This window comes from Streptomyces aquilus (genome assembly GCF_003955715.1).
Taxonomy (GTDB): domain Bacteria; phylum Actinomycetota; class Actinomycetes; order Streptomycetales; family Streptomycetaceae; genus Streptomyces; species Streptomyces aquilus.
Genome location: NZ_CP034463.1, coordinates 2,196,577 through 2,219,042 on the forward strand (window position 1 = coordinate 2,196,577; position 22,466 = coordinate 2,219,042).

Genomic DNA, 22,466 nt, shown 5'->3' on the forward strand with positions numbered 1-22,466 from the left:
GCGAACCCATATACGGTACGGGGCACACGCAGGCGGTCGGCTCACAAGACGCACGCGTCCCAGTCGACGTACGAGACGCATGAGGAGAGAACCCGGTGGTCACCCAGGAACAGCGGAAGCGGCAGCTCGCCCGGGAGAAGTTTCTGCGGCAGCAGCAGCGGCGCACCGCCGCGCGGCGCAAGGCCCGCATGCGCAACTCCGTGATCGCGTCGGTGCTCGGCGTGATCCTGGTGGGCAGCCTGGCGTTGTACACGTCCGGGGTCCTCAAGGACGACGGCGACGACAAGGCCAACGCGAGCGCGTCGGCGGACCCGAGCCCCAGCGCGGTCTCCGACCCGTGCAAGAAGCCCGCCGAGGGCAAGGTCAAGACGGCGACCTGGAAGAAGGAGCCGGCGTTGACGATCGACAAGTCGGCCAAGTACACGATGAAGCTGGCGACGACCTGCGGCGACATCGACATAGCGCTCAAGGCGTCCGCGGCCCCGCACACCGTGAACTCGTTCAATTTCCTCGCGTCGAAGGGCTATTTCGACCACACGAAGTGCCACCGGCTCACCACCAACGGCATCTACGTGCTCCAGTGCGGTGACCCGACGGCCGCCGGCACCGGCGGTCCGGGCTACACGATCCCGGACGAGAACCTGAAGGACAAGTCGCTCAAGGGCCAGACCTACCCGGCCGGCACGGTCGCCATGGCGAACCAGTACAACGCCCAGACGGGCGAGGGCAAGAACAGCGGCGGCAGCCAGTTCTTCCTCGTCTATCAGGACAGTCCACTGCCGGCCAACTACACACCGTTCGGTACGGTGTCCGAATCCGGCATGACCGTGCTGAAGAAGATCGCCGCCGCAGGTGAGAACACCGGCCAGGGCGACGGCGCTCCCAACGCGACGGTCGTGATCAACAAGGCGACTGTCACCAAATCCTGACCGCCAACTGCGTAATTTCGGTCGCGCGGGATGCGGACAGGCAACCCGCCGGTCGCCTATGTTGGCCGTGACGAAACTGTGGACGATGCCCGGGGGAGCACAAGCCCCTCGCAGGCATCATGTGGAGGAGGCGCTGTGAGCAGCGACCCGTGGGGCCGCGTCGACGAGACGGGGACCGTGTACGTGCGTACGGCCGACGGCGAGCAGGTCGTCGGTTCCTGGCAGGCCGGCTCCCCTGAGGAGGCGCTGGCCTACTTCGAGCGCAAGTACGAGGGCCTGGTTGTCGAGATCGGCCTCCTCGAGAAGCGAGTGAAGACCACCGATCTGTCGGCGAAGGACGCGCAGGTCGCCATCGACCACATCCGCGAGCAGGTCGACGCCCACCACGCGGTCGGCGACCTGGACGCCCTGCGGACTCGGCTGGACAAGCTCGTGGAGACCGTCGACAAGCGCCGCGAGGAGCGCAAGCAGCAGCGCGCGAAGCAGTCCGACGAGGCGCGGCACGCCAAGGAGGCGCTGGTCGTCGAGGCCGAGGAGCTGGCGCAGTCCGACCAGTGGCGGGCGGCGGGCGAGCGGCTGCGGGCCCTGGTGGACACCTGGAAGGGTCTGCCGCGTCTGGACCGCAAGTCCGATGACGAACTGTGGCACCGCTTCTCGCACGCCCGGTCGGCGTTCTCCAAGCGTCGCAAGGCGCACTTCGCGTCGCTGGACGCGCAGCGCGAGGAGGCCCGCAAGACCAAGGAGCGGCTGGTCTCCGAGGCCGAGGCGCTGTCCAACTCCACCGACTGGGGTCCGACGGCCGCCCGCTACCGCGAGCTGATGGCGGAGTGGAAGGCCGCGGGCCGCGCCCAGCGCGAGCACGAGGACGACCTGTGGAACCGCTTCCGCGGCGCCCAGGACGTCTTCTTCGCCGCCCGCAGCTCGGTCTTCGCCGAGCGCGACGCCGAGCAGTCGGAGAACCTGAAGCTCAAGGAGGAGCTGGCCGAGGAGGCCGAGAAGATCCTCCCGGTCACCGACCTCAAGGCGGCCCGCGCCGCGTTCCGCTCGGTCAACGAGCGCTGGGAGGCCATCGGCCACGTCCCGCGCGACGCCCGGCCGAAGGTCGAGGGCCGGATGCACGCCGTCGAGCGGGCCATCCAGGAGGCCGAGGAGGCCGAGTGGCGCCGCACCAACCCGGAGGCACGCGCGCGTGCCGAGGGTCTGACGGGCCAGCTCCAGGCCGCGGTGGACAAGCTCAAGGGCCAGATCGAGCAGGCGCGCACACAGGGCAACAACGCCCGCGCCGACAAGCTGGAGCGCGAGCTGGAGGGCCGCCAGGCGCTGCTGGACCAGGCGCTGAAGGGGCTTCAGGAGTTCGGCGGCTGACAGCCGGATGAGCTGATACGACGAGAGGGGCCCCGTACCGCGCGGTACGGGGCCCCTCTCGTCGTACGGGCTACGACCTGCTGCGCGCCGACGTCACGCGGTACACGTCGTAGACGCCCTCCACTCCCCTGACCGCCTTCAGGACGTGCCCGAGGTGCTTGGGATCGCCCATCTCGAAGGTGAAGCGGGAGGTGGCGACGCGGTCGCGGGAGGTCTGGACGGCCGCGGAGAGGATGTTGACGTGCTGGTCGGACAGGACGCGGGTGACGTCGGACAGGAGCCGGGAGCGGTCCAGGGCCTCGACCTGGATGGCGACCAGGAAGACCGAGGACTGGGTGGGCGCCCACTCGACGTCGAGGATGCGCTCGGGCTCGCGGGACAGTGACTCCACGTTGACGCAGTCGCTGCGGTGAACCGATACTCCGCTACCGCGCGTGACGAAACCGATGATGGGGTCGCCGGGTACGGGGGTGCAACAGCGGGCGAGCTTGACCCACACGTCGTCGACGCCCTTGACGACGACGCCGGGGTCGGCGCTGGAGCGGCGCTTGCGACCGCGGGTGCGGGTCGGCGGGACCGACTCGTCGATCTCCTCGGTGGCCGCCTCCTCGCCGCCGAGCGCGGAGACGAGCTTCTGGACGACGTTCTGCGCGGAGACATGGCCCTCGCCGATCGCCGCGTACAGCGCGGAGATGTCGGGGTAGCGCATCTCGTGCGCGAGCGTGACCAGGGAGTCGCCGGTGAGGATGCGCTGGATCGGCAGGTTCTGCTTGCGCATCGCGCGGACGATGGCGTCCTTGCCCTGCTCGATCGCCTCGTCGCGGCGCTCCTTGGAGAACCACGCGCGGATCTTGTTGCGGGCCCGCGGCGACTTGACGAAGCCGAGCCAGTCACGGGACGGTCCCGCACCGGGCGCCTTGGAGGTGAAGACCTCGACCAGGTCGCCGTTGTCCAGGGTGGATTCCAGCGGCACGAGGCGACCGTTGACCCGCGCTCCTATCGTGCGGTGGCCGACCTCGGTGTGCACCGCGTAGGAGAAGTCCACGGGCGTGGCACCGGCGGGCAGCGCTATCACGTCGCCCTTGGGCGTGAAGACGAAGACCTCGTTGCGCGAGAGGTCGAAGCGCAGGGACTCCAGGAACTCGCCGGGGTCCTCGGTCTCCTTCTGCCAGTCGAGCAACTGGCGCAGCCACGCCATGTCGTTGAGGTGGTCGTCCTTGCCGGTGGCCCGGGGCTGGTCCGAGCGCACCTTGGAGGCGCCGGCGACGGCCTCCTGCTTGTACTTCCAGTGCGCGGCGATGCCGTACTCGGCACGTCGGTGCATGTCGAAGGTGCGGATCTGGAGTTCGACCGGCTTGCCGTTGGGGCCGATGACCGTCGTGTGCAGCGACTGGTACATGTTGAACTTGGGCATCGCGATGTAGTCCTTGAACCGCCCCGGAACCGGGTTCCAGCGGGCGTGGACGGTGCCCAGGGCCGCGTAGCAGTCCCGGACCGTGTCCACGAGGACGCGGATGCCGACCAGGTCGTAGATCTCCGCGAAGTCACGGCCGCGGACGATCATCTTCTGGTAGACGCTGTAGTAGTGCTTCGGGCGGCCGGTGACGGTCGCCTTGATGCGGGCCGCGCGCAGGTCCTGCTGCACCTCGTCGGTCACTATGGCGAGGTACTCGTCGCGCTTCGGCGCCCGCTCGGCCACCAGACGCACGATCTCGTCGTACATCTTGGGGTAGAGGATCGCGAAGGCGAGGTCCTCCAGCTCCCACTTGATGGTGTTCATGCCCAGGCGGTGGGCGAGCGGCGCGTAGATCTCCAGGGTCTCGCGCGCCTTCTTCTCCTGCTTCTCGCGCTTGAGATAGCGCATGGTGCGCATGTTGTGCAGGCGGTCGGCGAGCTTGATGACCAGGACGCGGGGGTCCTTGGCCATCGCGACGACCATCTTGCGCACGGTCTCGGCCTGCGCGGCCTCGCCGAACTTGACCTTGTCGAGCTTGGTCACGCCGTCGACGAGCAGGGCGACGGAGTCGCCGAAGTCGCGGCGGAGCTGGTCGAGTCCGTACTCGGTGTCCTCGACGGTGTCGTGGAGGAGGCCCGCCATGAGGGTGGCCGGGTCCATGCCGAGCTCGGCGAGGATGGTGGTCACCGCGAGGGGGTGGGTGATGTACGGGTCGCCGCTCTTGCGCTTCTGGCCGCGGTGCCAGCGCTCGGCGACCTGGTAGGCCTTCTCGACCTGGCGGAGCGTCGCCGTCTCGATCTTCGGGTCGTTGCTGCGCACTATCCGCAGCAGGGGCTCCAGGACCGGGTTGTACGGGTTGGAGCGCTGGACGCCGAGACGCGCGAGGCGGGCGCGGACGCGGTTGGAGGAGCCGGAGCGGGCGGGCTGGCCGGCGGGTGGGCGGACCGCGGGGGGCGTGGACGCGGGGGCGGGGCGCTCGGGCGGGGCCGGCTTGGGACGTGGCTCCTCGGCCGACTTGTCGACGGGCGCGGACTGGGCGTGCTCGACCGAGCCCTGCGTGGTGTCCTTCGCGGGCGTGGCCGCGGCTCCCGAGGCGGGCTCGGGCTTGGCGGCGGTCAGTGGCTGGGCCTCGTCTGGCAAGAGGACTCCTCGTGCGCGAACCGGGTCCCCCGATCAGGCTCCGGAGACCCCATGGTAGCGATCCTGCGCCCGAGGATCGCCTTCAGGCCGATGTGAGGGCCGTCTACCGGTGAAACGTGAGGGGTGCGTGCCGGCATTCCGGGCCCTTGAGGGGGGTACGACAACGGCCGCCCCTGACAGCTCGGGACGGCCGTTGTCGTAGTCGCGTCGGCGCGGTGTCTGCCTCAGACCACCAGCAGTGCCTCCAGCGGAGCGCCGTCCAGAGCCGGCTCCAGACGCGGGCGGCCCGCCAGGAAGCCCAGCTCCATCAGGACCGCCAGGCCCGACACCTCGGCGCCGGCCCGGCGGATCAGCTGGATCGCGGCTTCGGCGGTGCCGCCGGTGGCCAGGACGTCGTCGACGATCAGGACGCGGTCGTCGGCGGACAGGTCCTCGGCGTGGACCTCGATCTCCGCCGAGCCGTACTCCAGGTCGTACGTCTGCCCGAGCGTCGCTCCGGGGAGCTTGCCCGCCTTGCGCACCGGGATGAAGCCGAGGCCCGCGCGGACGGCGACCGGGGCTCCCAGGATGAAGCCGCGGGCCTCCAGGCCGACGACCTTGGTGGCGCCCGTGCGCTCCGCGATCTCCGCCAGCGCGTCCGTCAGCGCCGTGAACGCCGCCGGGTCCGCCAGGAGCGGGGTGATGTCCTTGAACATCACGCCCGGCTCCGGGTAGTCGGCCACGTCACGGATGCGGCTGAGCAGGAGCTCCTTGATGTCGGTCATCGGCGCTTCCCCGAGGGACGGCGTCGGGTGGCGCGCGGTCCGACGACGGCCGGGGTGGCGTCCTCGGCACCGTCCGCGGCGGTGCCGCGGGTCTCCGCCAGCTCTTCCTCGGCGGCGGCCTGGGCGCGCTTGGCCAGGACCCGCTTCCTGAGGGCCTTCATCTGCGGCTCGCGCTCCTTGAGGTCGGCGACGAGCGGCGTGGCGATGAAGATCGAGGAGTACGCACCGGCCGCGAGGCCGACGAACAGCGACAGCGAGATGTCGTTGAGCGTGCCCGCGCCGAGGAAGCCGCCGCCGATGAACAGCAGGCCCGCGACGGGCAGCAGCGCGACCACCGTGGTGTTGATGGAGCGGACCAGTGTGCCGTTGATGGAGCGGTTGGCGATGTCGCTGTAGGTCCAGCGGGTCTGCTTGGTGATGTCCTTCGTCTGCTCCTTGAGGGAGTCGAAGACGACCACCGTGTCGTAGAGCGAGTAACCGAGGATCGTCAGCAGACCGATCACCGTGCCCGGCGTGACCTCGAAGCCGACGAGGGCGTAGATGCCGACGGTGATGGTGATGTCGTGGATCAGGGCGACGAGCGCCGCGATGGCCATGCGCCACTCGAAGGCGATCGCCAGATAGATCACGACGAGCACCATGAAGATCGCCAGACCCTGCCAGGCCTTGTTGGCGATCTGGTCACCCCAGCTGGGGCCGACGAGGTCGGCGCCGATCTTCTCCGGGTCGACCTTGAAGTCCTCGGCGAGCTTGTTCTTGATCTCGTCGGACTGCTGGGTGTCCATGCCGGCGATCTGGATGCGCAGCGTGCCGTTGCCCAGCTTCTGCACGACCGCGTCGTGGCCGGAGGCGTCCTTCGCGTACTCCTCTGCCTGGGAGACGGAGACGCTGGTCTTCTCCGTGGTGAAGACGGCACCGCCCTGGAAGTCGATGCCCATGTTCAGGCCGCGTACCGCCAGGCCCACGATCGCCGTGATGGTGATCAGGATCGAGATGCCGTACCAGATCTTGCGGTGACCGATGAAGTCGTAGCTGATCTCGCCACGGTGCAGTCGGGCGCCGAGGTTGCCGAGCTTCGACATGCTCACGCCTCCTTCGTCTGGGCGGGGGCGGCGGGACGGCGGGTGCGGCGCAACGGCGGCTTGGCACCCAGGCTCTGCGGGTCGAGGCCGGACCACTTGCTGCCGCTCGCGAAGAACTTGCGGCGGGCCAGCAGCGTCATCAGCGGCTTCGTGAAGAAGAACACCACGACGACGTCGAGGACGGTGGTCAGACCCAGCGTGAACGCGAAGCCCTGGACCTTGCCGACGGTGACGATGAAGAGCACCGCGGCGGCGAGGAACGACACGAAGTCGGAGACCAGGATGGTGCGCCGGGCACGCGGCCAGGCCCGCTCGACGGCGGGGCGCAGGGAGCGGCCCTCACGGATCTCGTCCCGGATGCGCTCGAAGTACACGATGAACGAGTCCGCCGTGATACCGATCGCCACGATCGCACCGCAGACGGCCGGGAGGTTCAGCGCGAAGCCGATGGCCGGGCCGAGCAGCGCCATGATCACGTAGGTGAGGATGCCGGAGACCAGCAGCGACGCCATGGCGACCACGGACAGACCGCGGTAGTAGAACACCAGGTAGAGGACGACCAGCCCGAGGCCGATCGCACCGGCCAGCAGACCGGCGTGCAGCTGCTCACCGCCGAGCGCGGCGGTCACGGTGGTGACGCTCTGCTCCTGGAAGGAGAGCGGGAGCGCGCCGTACGACAGCATGTTGGCGAGGCTCTGGGCCTCCTCCTGCGTGAAGCTGCCGGAGATCTGGGCCTGGCCGCCGGAGATGGTCTCGTTGACGGTCGGGCTGGAGACGACCTCGCCGTCCAGGACGATGCCGAACTCGTTCAGCGGCTGGGTGTTCTGGGCGAGCTTGGCGGTGATGTCGGCGAACTTCTTGGAACCGCTCTTGTTGAAGTCCATCGTGACCTGCCAGCCGGCGGCGGTCTGCGTGTTGTAGACGGCCTGGGCCTTGTCGACCTCGGTGCCGGCGACGGCGGCGGGGCCGAGCAGGTACTTGTACCAGACGCCGCCCATCTCGCCGCAGCCCACGGTCGCGTCCTCGGGCTTGACGCCCTCGCCGGCCTTGGTGCGGGCCGCCTTCTTGGAGCAGTCGAGGGCGGCGTACTGGGCCTGGAGCTTGGCGTCGGCGGTGCTGCCGGCGTCGCTGCTCGACGAGGCCGAGGGGCTCGGGGAGGACGAGGCGCTCGCGGAGGCGGACGGGCTCGCGTCGGCCTTCAGCGCGTCGGTGACGGCCCGGCCCTGCGTGGTGGCCGAGGCGGACGGGGAGGAGGAAGAGGTCGCCTTCTCACCCGAGGAGCCCGACTTGCTCGCGGAGGGGCTCGGGGAGGCGCTGGACGAACCGCTGGCGGACGGGCTCGGCGAGGCGCTCGGAGCGGCCGCCGGGCCGGTGGCGTCCTGAGCCAGGACGGGACGGAAGTACAGCTTGGCGGTGGTGCCGACCTGCTCCCGGGCTTCCTTGGAGTTGGTGCCCTTGGGGATGTTGACGATGATGTTCTTGTCGCCCTGGGTCTGCACCTCCGCCTCGGAGACGCCCAGGCCATTGACACGGCGGTTCATGATGTCGACCGCGGTGTCCATGTTGGCCTTGTTGATCGCCGAGCCTTGGTCGGCCTTCGCCTCGAGCGTGATGCTCGTACCGCCGGCCAGGTCGATGCCCAGGCGCGGAGTGGTGTGCCCGGAGAGGAACATTCCCCCGGTGAGCGCCACGATGGCGATCAGGATCAGGGCCAGCGAGCGCCCAGGCTTGCTCTGGGCACTCGCGCTCCGGCCCTTCTTAGGTGCTGCCACCTTCTCGTACTCCCTCTCGGGCCGCTGCGCGCCGGGTCTGCGGGCGGGCGGCCATGACATGGTGTCGATCCCGTGCGAGCTGCGTACGTCCGAGGGCGCGCGGGTGTGCCCGCACGCCCCGGGTACGACTACTTCGCGTCGGAGTCGCCGTCGGTCTTCTTCGACTCGTCGTCCGTCTTCGCCTCGGCGGCCTCGTCGGCCTTCACGGCTTCGTCAGCCTTCACGGCCTCGTCGGCGGGCTCGTCCTTCTTGCCGAGGTCGACGGGCTTGTCGTCGGAGGCGGCGGCAGCGTCGGCGGCGGACTCGTCGGTCTCGGTGAGGGAGGAGGCGTCGTCGGGGACGACGTCGGTCTTCAGGTCGTGCTCGATGCCGTGCACGATGCGGTTGTACTCGTCGTCGGAGAGGACGGCACCGATCGCGTTCTTCGCGAAGAGAAGTTCGACGCCGGGACCGGCGTCGACGAGGACGGTGTCCTCGCCCACCTCCTTGACCGTGGCGTACATCCCCCCGATCGTGCGGATGCCACTGCCGGGCTGCATCTGGTTCCGCATGTCGGCTGCCTGCTGCTGCTTCTTCTTCGCCGACCGGGTCATCAGGAACATGGCCCCGATGAGCACGATGAACGGGAGGAGGGTCACGAGACTCACGGGTCGGTACTTCCTTCACGCGACCGCGATGCTGAGCGGCCTGATGGTTGGGGGTTTGTGCGCCGCCGACAAAGGCGGCATCGGCGGAGTCTAAGCGAGTCCGCGCGCATGGAACAACGCTCAGCATGGCACCCGGGTTCCTGGCCCGGCCAATGCCCCGCCGTCACAAAGCCATCACGCCCGGCGCCGCGTCAGCCGTCACGTCCCGAACAGGTCCTGTTGTCCGTTTCCTGTGGCCGCGGAGCGCGGCGGGGTGAGGCCCAGATGCGCCCACGCGGCGGGGGTCGCCACCCGGCCGCGCGGGGTGCGGGCGAGCAGTCCCTCGCGGACGAGGAAGGGTTCGGCGACCTCTTCCACGGTCTCGCGCTCCTCCCCCACGGCGACGGCGAGCGTGGACAGGCCGACCGGGCCGCCTCCGAACAGCTTGAGGAGCGCTTCGAGCACGCCCCGGTCGAGCCGGTCGAGCCCGCGGGCGTCGACCTCGTAGACCTGGAGGGCGGCCGCGGCGATCTCGCGGGTGATCACGCCGTCGGCCTTGACCTGCGCGTAGTCCCGTACGCGGCGCAGCAGGCGGTTGGCGATGCGGGGCGTGCCGCGGGAACGGCCGGCGATCTCGGCGGCGCCGTCGGTGTCGATCTCGACGTCGAGGAGGTCGGCCGAGCGGTGGATGACGCGCTGGAGCTCGGCGGGCTCGTAGAACTCCATGTGCGCGGTGAAGCCGAAGCGGTCGCGCAGCGGGGGCGGCAGCAGGCCCGCGCGCGTGGTGGCGCCGACCAGGGTGAAGGGGGGCAGTTCGAGCGGGATCGCGGTGGCGCCGGGGCCCTTTCCGACGATGACGTCGACGCGGAAGTCCTCCATCGCCATGTACAGCATCTCCTCGGCGGGCCGGGACATGCGGTGGATCTCGTCGAGGAAGAGGACCTCGCCCTCCTGGAGGGAGGAGAGGATCGCGGCGAGGTCGCCGGCGTGCTGGATGGCGGGCCCGGAGGTGATGCGGATCGGGGCGCCCATCTCGGCCGCGATGATCATCGACAGCGTGGTCTTGCCGAGGCCGGGCGCGCCGGAGAGCAGCACGTGGTCGGCGGTGGCGCCGCGCGCGCGTGCGGCGCGCAGGACGAGGTCGAGCTGCTCGCGGACCTTCTCCTGGCCGATGAACTCGCCCAGGTCCTTGGGGCGCAGGGCGGCCTCGACGGCCTGGTCCTCACGGTCGGCGACGGAGGCCACCAGCCGTTCGTCGGCGGCGTCGGTGCCGGTCGTGTCGTCCCAGTTCACTGACGTTCTCCTAGCGGGCGCGGTTCAGGGTCTGCAGGGCGGCCTTCAGCAGCTGGCCCACCTGGGGCGTGCCGCCGGCGGCCTCGGCCTGCGGCGCCACGGCGGACACCGCCTCGTCGGCCTCGCGGGTCGCGTAGCCCAGCCCGATCAGGGCCGCGTGCAGTTGGTCGCGCCAGCCCTGGGTGACCGGGGCGCCTACGGCGGGGGCCCCGACCGGTTCGCCGAGCCGGTCCTTCAGCTCCAGCAGCAGCTTCTGGGCGCCCTTCTTGCCGATGCCGGGCACGGCGGTGAGGGCCTTCTCGTCACCGGTGGAGATGGCGCGGCGCAGGGCGTCCGGGGTGTGGACCGCGAGCATCGCCTGGGCGAGACGGGGGCCGACGCCGCTCGCGGTCTGGAGCAGCTCGAAGACCTGGCGTTCGTCGTCGTCCACGAAGCCGTAGAGGGTGAGCGAGTCCTCGCGGACGACGAGGGAGGTGGCGAGCTTGGCGGGCTTGCCGAGGCGGAGCGTGGACAGCGTGTTGGGCGTGCACTGCACGGCCATGCCGACGCCGCCGACCTCGACGACGGCGGTGTCGGGGGCGAGCGCGGCGACCGTGCCGCTGACGAAGGCGATCATGCCGTACGGCCTTTCGAGGTGACCCGTGCCGTGGGGGCGGCCGGTGCGTTCTTGGCGTGCAGGGCCACGGCCTGCTGGAGTCGGTTCTGTGCGGGGGCGCGCCAGATGTGGCAGATGGCGAGCGCGAGGGCGTCGGCGGCGTCGGCCGGCTTCGGGGGCGCGTCGAGGCGCAGCAGGCGGGTCACCATGGCGCCGACCTGGGCCTTGTCGGCGCGGCCGCTGCCGGTCACGGCGGCCTTGACCTCGCTGGGGGTGTGCAGGGCGACGGGGATGCCGCGGCGGGCGGCGCACAGCATGGCGACGGCGCTGGCCTGGGCGGTGCCCATGACCGTACGGACGTTGTGCTGGCTGAACACCCGCTCCACGGCGACGAATTCGGGCCGGTGCTCGTCCAGCCACTGCTCGATGCCCTGCTCGATCGCGACGAGGCGGTGGCCCAACTCGGCGTCCGCGGGCGTCCGTACGACACCGACGCCGACCATCGTCAGCGGCCGCCCCGCGACCCCCTCAACGACGCCGACACCGCATCGCGTGAGTCCGGGGTCCACCCCGAGTACGCGCACTGCGCCCCCTCCCGTTCGATCGCCTGTTTGTGCAGGCTATCGGGTGCCACCGACAATGCGACGGGCCGACGGGGTGTGTCCCGTCGGCCCGTTCTCACCCGGAGTGTCGGCTCAGGCGTCGACCTTCTCCATGACCTCGTCGCTCACGTCGAAGTTGGCGAAGACGTTCTGCACGTCGTCGCTGTCCTCCAGCGCGTCGATCAGCTTGAAGATCTTCTTGGCGCCCTCCTCGTCCAGCTCGACCTGCATGGTCGGGACGAAGTTGGCCTCGGCGGAGTCGTAGTCGATGCCCGCCTCCTGGAGGGCGGTGCGGACCGCGACCAGGTCGGTGGCCTCGCTGAGCACCTCGAAGGACTCACCGAGGTCGTTGACCTCCTCGGCGCCCGCGTCCAGGACGACCTCGAGGACGTCGTCCTCGCTCAGCTCGCCCTTGGGGACGATCACGACGCCCTTGCGGTTGAAGAGGTACGACACCGAGCCCGGGTCGGCCATGGAGCCGCCGTTGCGGGTCATGGCGACGCGGACGTCGGAGGCGGCGCGGTTGCGGTTGTCGGTGAGGCACTCGATGAGCACCGCGACGCCGTTGGGGCCGTAGCCCTCGTACATGATCGTCTCGTAGTCGGCGCCGCCGGCCTCGAGGCCACCGCCGCGCTTGACCGCGGAGTCGATGTTCTTGTTCGGGACCGACTGCTTCTTGGCCTTCTGGATGGCGTCGTAGAGGGTCGGGTTGCCCTCGACGTCGACGCCGCCCATCCGGGCCGCGACCTCGATGTTCTTGATCAGCTTCGCGAAGAGCTTGCCGCGCTTGGCGTCGATCACGGCCTTCTTGTGCTTCGTCGTAGCCCATTTAGAGTGGCCGGACATCTGCCTGTCTCCTTCGCGTAACCCTCTACATAACGAACGCCAGAGATCCTACAAGGACTCCGCCGTGCGGTTCGCGCGCACCATGTCGACGAACAGGGAGTGCACGCGGTGGTCGCCGGTCAGTTCGGGGTGGAACGACGTGGCGAGCGCGGTGCCCTGGCGGACCGCGACGATGTGGCCGTCGTGCTCGGCGAGCACCTCGACCTCGGCGCCCACGGACTCCACCCAGGGGGCGCGGATGAAGACGCCCTCCACAGGATGGCCCGGAACGCCCTTCACGTCGACCTCGGCCTCGAAGGACTCGTTCTGACGTCCGAAGGCGTTGCGGCGCACGATCATGTCGATGCCGCCGATCGTCTCCTGGCCCGAGCGCGGGTCGAGGATCTTGTCGGCGAGCATGATCATGCCCGCGCAGGTGCCGTAGACCGGCATACCGGCCCGCACGCGCGCGCGGAGGGGCTCCATCACGCCGAACAGGACGGCCAGCTTGGAGATGGTCGTGGACTCGCCGCCGGGGATGACCAGGCCGTCCACCTCGGCGAGTTCCTCGGGGCGCCGGACCGGCCTGGCCACGGCGTCCGCCGCGGCCAGGGCGATCAGGTGCTCCCGTACGTCGCCCTGGAGTGCGAGCACTCCGATGACGGGATCGGTCATTACCAGCCTCGGTTCGCGTAACGCTCGGCCTCGGGGAGGGTGTCGCAGTTGATGCCGACCATGGCCTCGCCCAGGTTGCGGGACGCGTCGGCGATGATCTTCGGGTCGTCGTAGAAGGTGGTGGCCTTCACGATGGCGGCGGCGCGCTTGGCCGGGTCGCCGGACTTGAAGATGCCGGAGCCGACGAAGACGCCCTCGGCGCCGAGCTGGCGCATGAGCGCGGCGTCGGCCGGGGTGGCGACGCCACCGGCGGAGAACAGCACCACGGGGAGCTTGCCGAGCTCGGAGACTTCCTTGACGAGCTCGTACGGGGCGCGCAGCTCCTTGGCGGCGGCGTACAGCTCGTTGTTGTCGAAGCCGCGCAGCTTGGCGATCTCGTTCTTGATCTGGCGCAGGTGGCGGACGGCCTCGACGACGTTGCCGGTGCCGGCCTCGCCCTTGGAGCGGATCATGGCCGCGCCCTCGGCGATGCGGCGCAGGGCCTCACCGAGGTTGGTGGCGCCGCAGACGAAGGGGGTCGTGAAGGCCCACTTGTCGGAGTGGTTGACCTCGTCGGCCGGGGTGAGGACCTCGGACTCGTCGATGTAGTCGACGCCGAGGGACTGCAGGACCTGGGCCTCGACGAAGTGACCGATGCGGGACTTGGCCATCACGGGGATGGAGACCGCGTCGATGATGCCCTCGATCATGTCCGGGTCGGACATCCGGGCCACGCCGCCGTCCTTGCGGATGTCGGCCGGGACCCGCTCCAGGGCCATGACGGCGACGGCACCCGCGTCCTCGGCGATCTTCGCCTGCTCCGGGGTCACGACGTCCATGATCACGCCACCCTTGAGCTGCTCGGCCATGCCACGCTTCACGCGCGCGGTGCCGGTCTCGGGGGTCTGGTTCTCGGTGCTGGACACGGGTTGACCTCACTGATGTGAAAAGAGGATTTCTGCAGCACCGAGGAAACGCGAAGGGACCAGGCCACAGCAAGGGCCAATGGGGAGGCGGTGGATCGTTTTCCGGCCACCGGGGGACCGGAACCGCTATCCGGCCCGGTCCACCAGGGCCGCCGGAGGCTCGTCGTCCATCTCGAACGCCATCGGGAACGGGGCGTGACCGGCCAGCCGGAACCAGCGGACCTTGCGGTGCTGGCGCAGCCGGCGGGCCCCGCCGACGGCGTCGTTGTGGAAGCGCCGGGCCATCGGAACCCGGCGTACCGCCTCGGTCAGCTCATGGATCGCGGCCTCTCCCCCAGGCACTTCCTTCACCGTCTCCACCTGCGCGGACTCCGCGAACACGGCCCGCAGCGCCTGGCTCAGCTCGCTCTCGGCGAACTCCCGCTGCTCCTCCTCGGCCTGCCGGGCGGCGTGGGCGGCCTCGTAGAGGACGATCGACGCGGCGGGGTCCAGGACGCCGGACGTCGCGAGTTCCTGGGCCACCGACGCCCGCCGCAGCAACTGCGCGTCGAGGGCGGCGCGGGCGGCGTCGATCCGGGCGTGCAGACGGTCCAGCCGGCCTGCGGTCCAGCTCAAGTACAGGCCGATCGCCACGAGAGCGACGAGGATCCAGATGAGGGTTGCGGTCACGGGCGGCAACACTACCGACGTACGCCCACGGCCCTACGCGCCCCCGGGCCCCGCACCGCTCAGTCCCGCGTCAGTCCCGCGCCAGCCCCAGCCGCGCCCGCAGCCCCGGCGCCCTGTCGTCGTCCGCCGCGGCCACCGCCGCCGCGCCCGCCGTGACCGTCTCGTAGACCGACAGGATGTCCGCGCCGACCGTCGACCAGTCGAAGCGCCGTACGTGCGCGCTGCCGCGCTCGCGCAGCTCCGCGAGCCGTTCCGGGTCGGCCAGGAGGCGTACGGCCGCCGCCGCGAGGTCGTCCGCGTCCTCGTTGGCGAAGAGCTCGCCCGCCGCGCCCTGGTCGAGGACCTGGGCGAAGGCGTCGAGGTCGGAGGCGAGCACCGGGGCGCCCGCCGACATGGCCTCGACCAGGATGATGCCGAAGCTCTCGCCGCCGGTGTTGGGGGCGATGTACAGGTCGACGCTGCGCAGGAAGCGCGCCTTGTCCTCGTCGCTGATCATGCCGAGGAACTCGACGCGCGAGCGGAGTTCCGCCGGCAGCGTCTCCACCGCCTCCTCCTCGTCGCCGCGCCCCGCCACCAGCAGCCGGGTCTGCGGCCGCTCGGCGAGGATCTTCGGCAGGGCCCTCATCAGCACCGGCAGGCCCTTGCGGGGCTCGTCGATACGGCCGATGAAGCCGATGGTGTCGCCCTGCCACTCCGGCTTGGGCTCGGCCTTGGCGAAGAAGTCCACGTCGACGCCGTTGGGGATCACCACCGCGTCGCCGCCGAGGTGCTCCACCAGCGTGCGCCGGGCGTACTCGCTCACCGCGATGCGCGCGCTGATCTTCTCCAGGGCGGCCTGGAGGATCGAGTACGCGGCGATCATCGCCTTGGAGCGCGGGTTGGAGGTGTGGAAGGTGGCGACCAGCGGGCCCTGCGCCGCCCAGCAGGTCAGCAGGCCGAGCGACGGCGAGGACGGCTCGTGGATGTGGACGACGTCGAACTCGCCGTCGTGCAGCCATCTGCGTACGCGTGCCGCGCTCAGGAAGCCGAAGTTCAGCCGGGCCACCGAGCCGTTGTACGGCACCGGCACCGCGCGGCCCGCCGAGACGACGTACGGCGGCAGCGGGGTGTCGTCGTCGGCCGGGGCGAGGACGGACACGTCGTGGCCGAGACGGATGAAGTACTCGGCGAGATCACGGATGTGGAACTGGACGCCGCCCGGCACGTCCCAGGAGTACGGGCAGACGATGCCGATCCTCACGAGGGCGCCTTACCGGGGTCGAGATCCTTGAGCCACAACCGTTGCAGCATGTGCCAGTCCTCCGGGTGGTCGGCGATGCCCGAGGCGAAGGCATCGGCCAGCGCCTGTGCCATGACAGACGTCTTTTCCGCCCGCGTACCTGACTCGGGCACCTCGATCGGGGGATGCACCCTGCCCTGCATCACCGGCGAGTCGTCGTACCAGAGCGTCACGGGGAGCAGCAGCGCCCCGGTCTGCTGGGCGAGGAGCGCGGGCCCGGCGGGGATGCGGGTCGCCTCGCCGAAGAACTGGACCTCGACGCCGGACGACGACAGGTCGCGCTCGGCGACCAGGCAGACCAGGCCGCCGTCGCGCAGCCGCCGGGCCAGGGTGCCGAAGGCGCTGCCGCCGCTGTGCGGCAGGACCTCCATGCCGAGGCCCTCGCGGTAGGCGACGAAACGGTCGTAGAGGGTCTCGGGCTTGAGGCGCTCGGCGACGGTCGTGAAGGGCGTCTCCAGCTTGGTGGTGACCCAGGCGCCGGCGAGGTCCCAGTTGCCCATGTGGGGCAGCGCGAGGATCACGCCCCGGTCGGAGGCGATGCCGTCGGTGAGGTAGTGCACGTCCTTGGGGTCGAAGCCCGTCCTCACGCGCTCCGCGCTCCACGCGGGCAGCCGGAAGGACTCCATCCAGTAGCGCAGGTACGAGCGCATGCCCGCGCGGGACAGCTCGGCGAGCCGCTCGGGGCTCGCGTCGGGCACCACGCGCGCGTAGTTGCTCTCCAGCCGCCGGACGCCCTTGCCGCGCTTCTTCCAGGCGAGGTCGGCGATGGTCTGCCCGAGGCGCACGGCGACCGGCTCGGGGAGCTTCTTGACCGCTCCCCAACCGAGGCCGTACATGGCGTCGGTCAACCGGTCCCTGGCGCTCACTTCGCCGCCTCCTGCGCGGCCGCCGCCTCGTCGGCCTCGGCCGATTCACGGCGGACCGTGACCACCCGCTGGATCAGGGTCACCAGGCTGCCGACCGCGACGATCCACAGGGCGACGGGCAGCAGGTACTGGATGCCCGGCACACCGAACTTGTGCAGGCCCGCGAACCCGGCCGCGACCAGGGAGATCACCAGTCGCTCGGCCCGCTCGACCAGCCCGTTCACCGCGACCGGCAGCCCGATGGCCTCGCCCCGGGCCTTGGTGTACGACACCACCTGGCCGCTCGCCAGGCAGAAGATCGAGACGGCGCACAGCGTGATGTCGTCGCCGCCACCGGCGTACCAGAGGGCGAAGCCGCCGAAGATCGCGCCGTCCGCCACCCGGTCGAGCGTGGAGTCCAGGAAGGCGCCCCAGCGGCTGGAGCGGCCGAGCTGGCGGGCCATGTTGCCGTCGACGAGGTCGGAGAACACGAAGAGCGTGATCACGACCGTGCCCCAGAAGAACTCGCCCATGGGGTAGAAGACCAGCGCGCCCGCGACCACCCCTGCGGTACCGAGGAGGGTCACCGTGTCGGGGCTGACGCCCCTGCGGATCAGAAACGCGGCGAACGGTGTGAGGACACGCGTGAAGAATGCACGCGCGTACTTGTTCAGCATGGCCTTCCCGAGGGTCGGTGTCGCCGCGCGGCCCCTGCTGGCCACCGGCTGGCCCATCGTAGCCACGCGCGCGCGTGTGCGACCGCCGGGCACCCGAGCCCCGTGTCACGTCCTCGTGGCGTACGGGTAACGGCGCGATCGCGTCCGCTGTATGGACGCACCGTGACGAGAGTGGAAAGCTCGAAGAACCGCGGGCGTCACCGGAGCCGCCATCGCACGCGGATCCGCATGTCCGCGCCCACAGTGACCTCACCGTGCACGGGAGGCAGGACCATGGGCGACAAGGCGAACGCACACCCCGGAGCCGCCGGCAGGGCAACAGCGGCCGACCACCCCGCGTCCATACGGAATGTGGTGCTGGTCGGCCACTCCGGATCGGGCAAGACGACATTGGTGGAAGCTCTCGCGCTGACCGCGGGGGCGGTGAACCGGGCGGGCCGCGTGGAGGACGGCGGCACCGTCTCCGACTACGACGAGATCGAGCACCGGCAGAATCGTTCGGTGCAGCTCTCCCTGGTGCCGGTCGAATGGGACGGCATCAAGGTCAATCTGCTGGACACCCCCGGATACGCCGACTTCGTCGGGGAACTCAGGGCCGGTCTGCGAGCCGCGGACGCGGCCCTTTTCGTCGTCTCCGCCTCGGACGGCGTGGACGGCTCGACCCGCATGGTGTGGGAGGAGTGCGCGGCCGTCGGCATGCCGCGCGCGATCGTGATCACGCACCTGGAGGCGGCCCGCGCGGACTTCGAGGAGATGACCCGCACCTGCGCGGAGGCCTTCGGCGGCGACGACCCCGACGCCGTGCTGCCGCTGTATCTGCCGCTGCGCGGCCCCGAGGGCCCCGACGGGCACGCGCCCGTGACCGGACTGACCGGGCTGCTGTCGCAGAAGCTGTTCGACTACTCCTCCGGCGAGCGCAAGGAGTCCGAACCGGGCGAGGACCAGCTCCCGGAACTGGAGGAGGCCCGCAACCGGCTGATCGAGGGGATCATCTCCGAGAGCGAGGACGAGACCCTCATGGACCGCTATCTCGGCGGTGAGCAGGTCGACGTCAAGACCCTGATCGAGGACCTCGAACGGGCCGTCGCGCGCGGGGTGTTCCACCCGGTGCTGGCCGCCGCTCCCGCCGCCGACGGCGGCAAGCAGGGGCTCGGCACGGTCGAGGTGCTGGAGCTGATCACCCGCGGCTTCCCGACGCCGTTCGAGCACCCCACGCCCGGCGTCACGACCATCGACGGCAAGCCGCGCGAGATCAAGGCCTGCGACACCGAGGGCCCGCTGGTCGCGGAGGTCGTCAAGACGTCCTCCGACCCCTACGTGGGGCGCGTCTCCCTGGTCCGCGTCTTCTCCGGCACCCTGCGCCCCGACGAGACCGTCCACGTCTCGGGGCACGGCCTGGCCGACCGCGGCCACGAGGACCACGACGTCGACGAACGCGTCGGCGCCCTGTCCACGCCCTTCGGCAAGCAGCAGCGCCCGGTGACGCACGCCATCGCCGGCGACCTGGTGTGCGTGGCGAAGCTCAGCCGCGCGGAGACCGGCGACACCCTCTCGGCCAAGGACGACCCGCTCCTGATGGAGCCCTGGCAGATGCCCGACCCGCTGCTGCCGCTCGCCATCCAGGCGCACAGCAAGGCGGACGAGGACAAGCTCTCGCAGGGTCTGTCCCGGCTGGTCGCCGAGGACCCGACGATGCGGCTCGAACAGAACCAGGACACCCACCAGGTGGTGCTGTGGTGCCTCGGCGAGGCCCACGCCGACGTCGCGCTGGAGCGGCTGCGCAGCCGCTACGGCGTCCAGGTCGACGTCGTACCCCACAAGGTCTCCCTTCGGGAGACGTTCGCCGGCAAGTCCGGTGGGCGCGGGCGACATGTGAAGCAGTCCGGCGGGCACGGGCAGTACGCGATCTGCGAGATCGAGGTGGAGCCGCTGCCGAACGGCTCGGGCATCGAGTTCGTGGACAAGGTCGTCGGCGGCGCGGTGCCGCGGCAGTTCATCCCGTCCGTCGAGAAGGGCGTAAAGGCCCAGGCCGCCAAGGGAGTTGCGGCCGGCTACCCGCTCATCGACGTGCGGATCACCCTGCTCGACGGCAAGGCGCACTCGGTGGACTCCTCCGACGCCGCCTTCCAGACGGCCGGGGCGCTGGCGCTGCGGGAGGCCGCGGCCGACGCGAAGATCCATCTGCTGGAGCCGGTGGCCGAGGTGAGCATCCTGGTCGGCGACGACTACGTGGGCGCCGTGATGAGCGACCTGTCCGGGCGGCGCGGCCGGGTGCTGGGCACCGAGCAGACCAGCGGCAACCGCACCGTCGTCAAGGCCGAGGTGCCGGAGATCGAGATCGGCCGGTACGCCGTCGACCTGCGCTCCCTGTCGCACGGCACGGCCCGCTTCCACCGCTCCTACGCACGGCACGAACCGATGCCGCCGCAGATCGCCGAAAGGATCCGTGAAGAGGCCCGCGATTCCTAGCAGTTGGTGCCGGGCACGCTCCAAGTGAGCTTGGTGGAACGCTCCGAGCGGCCTGTGCGGAACGCTTCCCTCCGAGTCGGCGGGCGGCTTCGGCCGTCCGCCGACGAATGTCGGTGGCTGCGGATACGCTGATGACCTGATCAACAGGTGTGCGAAGCAAGCAAGTCGGGAAGGCCGCAGGAGCGACCATGGCGGCGATCGGGGGCGGGTATGACCGTTGATGCCGGTTACGAGAGCGTCTTCGGACCACAGGTGCCCCGCACGGGGGACGAGAGCCAGACGGCGACCTTCGCCCTGGCCTCGGCGGCGTACCGGGACAATCTGGTCGACGACATCACGAAGGCCAACAACGAATGGCACAAGACGACGGTCAAGGAGGGCCAGGGCTGGGCCGGCGGCCTGTTCAAGCCCAACCTCGGTGAGGCGTTCTCCCGGGCCGTGATCGACCGCATGATCGGCGACGGCCGCAAACCGCTCATCCAGTCCTTCGGCACCGAGCCCCAGGTCGTCGTCGACCACTGCCTGGCCGCCTACCGGCTGCGCCGCGCGCGGGACCTGCGGCTGTCCACGGTCATGCTGCTGACCGGGGTGCTGTTCCTGCCCGGCCTGCTGGTGTGGCTCCTGGTGTTCGTGATCCGCACCACCATCGACAAGAACCCCAACAAGCGCGCCTCCGCCCTGGCCACCGCACTCCTGGTCGGCGTCGGCGCCCTCGCCGTCCTGTTCCTGATCAAGAGCCCGTTCACCGGCATCTGGGGCTGGTACGCACGCGCGTGCGTGGTCGCCCCCGTCATCGGCTGGTTCTGGGCCAAGCAGATCTGCGACAGCGCCGCGAAGGACCTGCGCGCCCGCTGGGACGGACTGATCGCGGGCAGCAGCGTCGGCGCCCAGGTCCCGGAGGCGGTGCCGAGCAGCCCCGGCGAGACCCAGGCCGAGCAGAAGCGCCAGTCCCTCGCCCGCCTCAGCGCCGAGCAGCAGTCCAACCACGTCTTCTACGCCGGCCCCAAGGGCATCCTCGGCATGGGCACCCGCTGGGGCAGCTGGCAGCTCGCCGAGGACCTCACCCCCGCCGACCCGACCCGGGAGATCCACCCCTTCCGCAGCTGGGACGTCATCCGCAACATCGAGGCCCGGCTGCGGATGCTGGAGCGCAACACCATCAACACCGGCGGCTTCCCGAAGGCCTCCATACGACACTGGATCGTGTCCCCGATCGGTGAGAACGCCAGCGCGGTGACCCGCACCGAGCAGTCGGCCGACATCGAGGCGTTCCAGCACCGCCAGCACTCGATACAGGACATCTGCAACAAGCAGCAGTTCGGCAGCGGCGACCGGCACTACCTCGGCGTGCAGTGGACGCTGTGGGACGGCCAGCTGATCCTCACGATGATGATCACCGTCACCGTGCTGCACGAGACGTTGCGCATCGAGGTGACGGGACATGCGCTCGGCCCGGTGAACTCCCTGTTCACGGGTAAGTCGGAGGCTCCCACGAAGGAGGTCGCGAAGTCCTTCAAGCCGTGGGAGACCCGCAAGGTCAACCTGCCGCTGGTCCCCACCGACGAGGTCGTACGACTGACCGTGCGCGCCCCGCTGACCTGGTACCCGCCCCTGCTGAACTGGCTCGGCGGGACCATCGTCCTCCCCGAGCCGTTCGGCCTGCGGCACGTCTGGGCCGACCAGCCCTGGCGCCACCGCTTCATGGCCGACGACGCCATGCGCGCCGCGACACCGGTGCTCCGCGTGGTGCACGCGGCGGCGATCAAGGTCCTGGAGGACAACGGCGTCGACACGGAGAAGTTCGGCACGAGGTCGGCGTTCCTCAGCACCGCGGTCCAGGACCCGTCGCCCAAGAAGGCCGACCTCTACGACGCGTAGCCGCCTCCGGCGCCCGGCCCGCCGCTACGCGGGCCAGGCGTCCGCCAGCATCTTGCGGGTGTCGGCGAGCAGCTGCGGCAGCACCTTGGTGTGACCGACGACCGGCATGAAGTTCGTGTCGCCGCCCCAGCGGGGCACGATGTGCTGGTGCAGGTGGGCGGCGATACCGGCACCGGCCACCGTGCCCTGGTTCATGCCGATGTTGAAGCCGTGCGCGCCGGACGCGGTGCGCAGGGCCGTCATCGCCTGCTTGGTCAGCGCGGCCAGCTCGACGGTCTCCGCGTCCGTGAGATCGGTGTAGTCGGCCACGTGCCGGTAGGGCACGACCATCAGGTGACCGCCGTTGTACGGATACAGATTCAGCACCGCGTACACCTGCTCGCCGCGCCGGACGATCAGACCGTCCTCGTCGGACTTGGCCGGGATGGAGCAGAAGGGACAGCCGTCGTCGGCACCCGGGCCGGTCGGCTTGTTCTCGCCCTGGATGTAGGCCATCCGGTGGGGCGTCCACAGACGCTGGAACGCGTCCTGGGTCCCCACTCCCCACTGCTGCTCCGGCTCACTCGTCATGCAGGGAAGCATATGGCTTCGCCCGTTCGCGGCGTGTCGCCGGGGTTGCG

General features: G+C 70.3%; 20 protein-coding genes. 4 read left to right on the top strand and 16 right to left on the bottom strand.

Translation table 11 applies throughout. The annotated features are described in order from the left end of the window. The first annotated feature begins 95 nt into the window (after positions 1-95). Both EJC51_RS10115 and EJC51_RS10120 read left to right on the top strand, forming a co-directional pair. On the top strand, positions 96-929 hold the full coding sequence (locus EJC51_RS10115; RefSeq protein WP_126270765.1) for a peptidylprolyl isomerase: 834 nt from the start codon (positions 96-98) through the stop codon (positions 927-929). Positions 930-1,064: 135 nt separating this feature from the next. Continuing rightward, positions 1,065-2,294: a DUF349 domain-containing protein gene (locus EJC51_RS10120; RefSeq protein WP_126270766.1), complete on the top strand. Its 1,230-nt coding sequence runs from the start codon at positions 1,065-1,067 to the stop codon at positions 2,292-2,294. 70 nt (positions 2,295-2,364) lie between these two features. On the opposite strand, the gene EJC51_RS10125 is transcribed toward EJC51_RS10120, so the two are convergent. The 15 genes from EJC51_RS10125 to pgsA all read right to left on the bottom strand — a co-directional run bounded on the left by EJC51_RS10125 (position 2,365) and on the right by pgsA (position 17,556). Beyond that, positions 2,365-4,890, bottom strand: a complete 2,526-nt coding sequence (locus tag EJC51_RS10125; RefSeq protein ID WP_126270767.1) for a RelA/SpoT family protein — start codon at positions 4,888-4,890, stop codon at positions 2,365-2,367. 224 nt (positions 4,891-5,114) lie between these two features. Beyond that, positions 5,115-5,654 (bottom strand): adenine phosphoribosyltransferase, encoded by a 540-nt coding sequence (locus tag EJC51_RS10135; RefSeq protein ID WP_126270768.1) that lies wholly within the window; start codon positions 5,652-5,654, stop codon positions 5,115-5,117. Further along, positions 5,651-6,736 (bottom strand): protein translocase subunit SecF, encoded by a 1,086-nt coding sequence (gene secF / locus EJC51_RS10140; protein ID WP_126270769.1) that lies wholly within the window; start codon positions 6,734-6,736, stop codon positions 5,651-5,653. The genes EJC51_RS10135 and secF overlap by 4 nt, the downstream gene beginning before the upstream one ends. Before the next feature lie 2 nt (positions 6,737-6,738). Beyond that, positions 6,739-8,508 carry a protein translocase subunit SecD gene (secD, locus tag EJC51_RS10145; protein WP_208870816.1) on the bottom strand — a complete coding sequence of 590 codons (1,770 nt, stop codon included), beginning with the start codon at positions 8,506-8,508 and terminating at the stop codon, positions 6,739-6,741. A 128-nt stretch (positions 8,509-8,636) separates the two neighbouring features. Next, positions 8,637-9,155 (bottom strand): preprotein translocase subunit YajC, encoded by a 519-nt coding sequence (gene yajC / locus EJC51_RS10150; RefSeq protein WP_126270770.1) that lies wholly within the window; start codon positions 9,153-9,155, stop codon positions 8,637-8,639. Between the two features lie 198 nt (positions 9,156-9,353). After that, a complete protein-coding gene (ruvB, locus tag EJC51_RS10155; protein WP_126270771.1) occupies positions 9,354-10,427 on the bottom strand; it encodes a Holliday junction branch migration DNA helicase RuvB in 1,074 nt (357 codons plus the stop codon). Between the two features lie 10 nt (positions 10,428-10,437). Next, positions 10,438-11,043: a Holliday junction branch migration protein RuvA gene (ruvA, locus tag EJC51_RS10160; protein WP_126270772.1), complete on the bottom strand. Its 606-nt coding sequence runs from the start codon at positions 11,041-11,043 to the stop codon at positions 10,438-10,440. After that, complete coding sequence (gene ruvC, locus EJC51_RS10165; protein ID WP_126270773.1) at positions 11,040-11,606, bottom strand: crossover junction endodeoxyribonuclease RuvC; 567 nt, start codon at positions 11,604-11,606, stop codon at positions 11,040-11,042. Before ruvC ends, ruvA begins: the two co-directional genes overlap by 4 nt. A 111-nt stretch (positions 11,607-11,717) precedes the next feature. Beyond that, positions 11,718-12,470: a YebC/PmpR family DNA-binding transcriptional regulator gene (locus EJC51_RS10170; RefSeq protein WP_126270774.1), complete on the bottom strand. Its 753-nt coding sequence runs from the start codon at positions 12,468-12,470 to the stop codon at positions 11,718-11,720. A gap of 48 nt (positions 12,471-12,518) precedes the next feature. Then, positions 12,519-13,124, bottom strand: coding sequence for a pyridoxal 5'-phosphate synthase glutaminase subunit PdxT (pdxT, locus tag EJC51_RS10175; protein ID WP_126270775.1), 606 nt, complete (start codon positions 13,122-13,124; stop codon positions 12,519-12,521). Beyond that, positions 13,124-13,972 (bottom strand): pyridoxal 5'-phosphate synthase lyase subunit PdxS, encoded by an 849-nt coding sequence (gene pdxS, locus EJC51_RS10180; protein WP_228048579.1) that lies wholly within the window; start codon positions 13,970-13,972, stop codon positions 13,124-13,126. The genes pdxT and pdxS overlap by 1 nt, the downstream gene beginning before the upstream one ends. A gap of 183 nt (positions 13,973-14,155) precedes the next feature. Next, complete coding sequence (locus tag EJC51_RS10185; protein WP_126270776.1) at positions 14,156-14,698, bottom strand: LemA family protein; 543 nt, start codon at positions 14,696-14,698, stop codon at positions 14,156-14,158. 70 nt (positions 14,699-14,768) lie between these two features. Beyond that, a complete protein-coding gene (locus EJC51_RS10190; RefSeq protein ID WP_126270777.1) occupies positions 14,769-15,938 on the bottom strand; it encodes a glycosyltransferase family 4 protein in 1,170 nt (389 codons plus the stop codon). Continuing rightward, positions 15,935-16,843, bottom strand: a complete 909-nt coding sequence (locus EJC51_RS10195) for a phosphatidylinositol mannoside acyltransferase (RefSeq protein ID WP_126270778.1) — start codon at positions 16,841-16,843, stop codon at positions 15,935-15,937. Before EJC51_RS10195 ends, EJC51_RS10190 begins: the two co-directional genes overlap by 4 nt. Then, positions 16,840-17,556, bottom strand: coding sequence for a phosphatidylinositol phosphate synthase (gene pgsA / locus EJC51_RS10200; protein ID WP_126276890.1), 717 nt, complete (start codon positions 17,554-17,556; stop codon positions 16,840-16,842). The genes EJC51_RS10195 and pgsA overlap by 4 nt, the downstream gene beginning before the upstream one ends. Positions 17,557-17,772: 216 nt before the next feature. Between pgsA and EJC51_RS10205 the strand changes: the two genes are divergently transcribed. Both EJC51_RS10205 and EJC51_RS10210 read left to right on the top strand, forming a co-directional pair. Then, on the top strand, positions 17,773-19,968 hold the full coding sequence (locus EJC51_RS10205; RefSeq protein ID WP_126270779.1) for an elongation factor G-like protein EF-G2: 2,196 nt from the start codon (positions 17,773-17,775) through the stop codon (positions 19,966-19,968). Between the two features lie 210 nt (positions 19,969-20,178). Continuing rightward, positions 20,179-21,846 (top strand): hypothetical protein, encoded by a 1,668-nt coding sequence (locus EJC51_RS10210; protein ID WP_126270780.1) that lies wholly within the window; start codon positions 20,179-20,181, stop codon positions 21,844-21,846. A gap of 24 nt (positions 21,847-21,870) precedes the next feature. On the opposite strand, the gene EJC51_RS10215 is transcribed toward EJC51_RS10210, so the two are convergent. Continuing rightward, entirely contained in the window at positions 21,871-22,428 is a 558-nt protein-coding gene (locus tag EJC51_RS10215) for an HIT family protein (protein ID WP_126270781.1), read from the bottom strand. Positions 22,429-22,466: the final 38 nt, after the last annotated feature.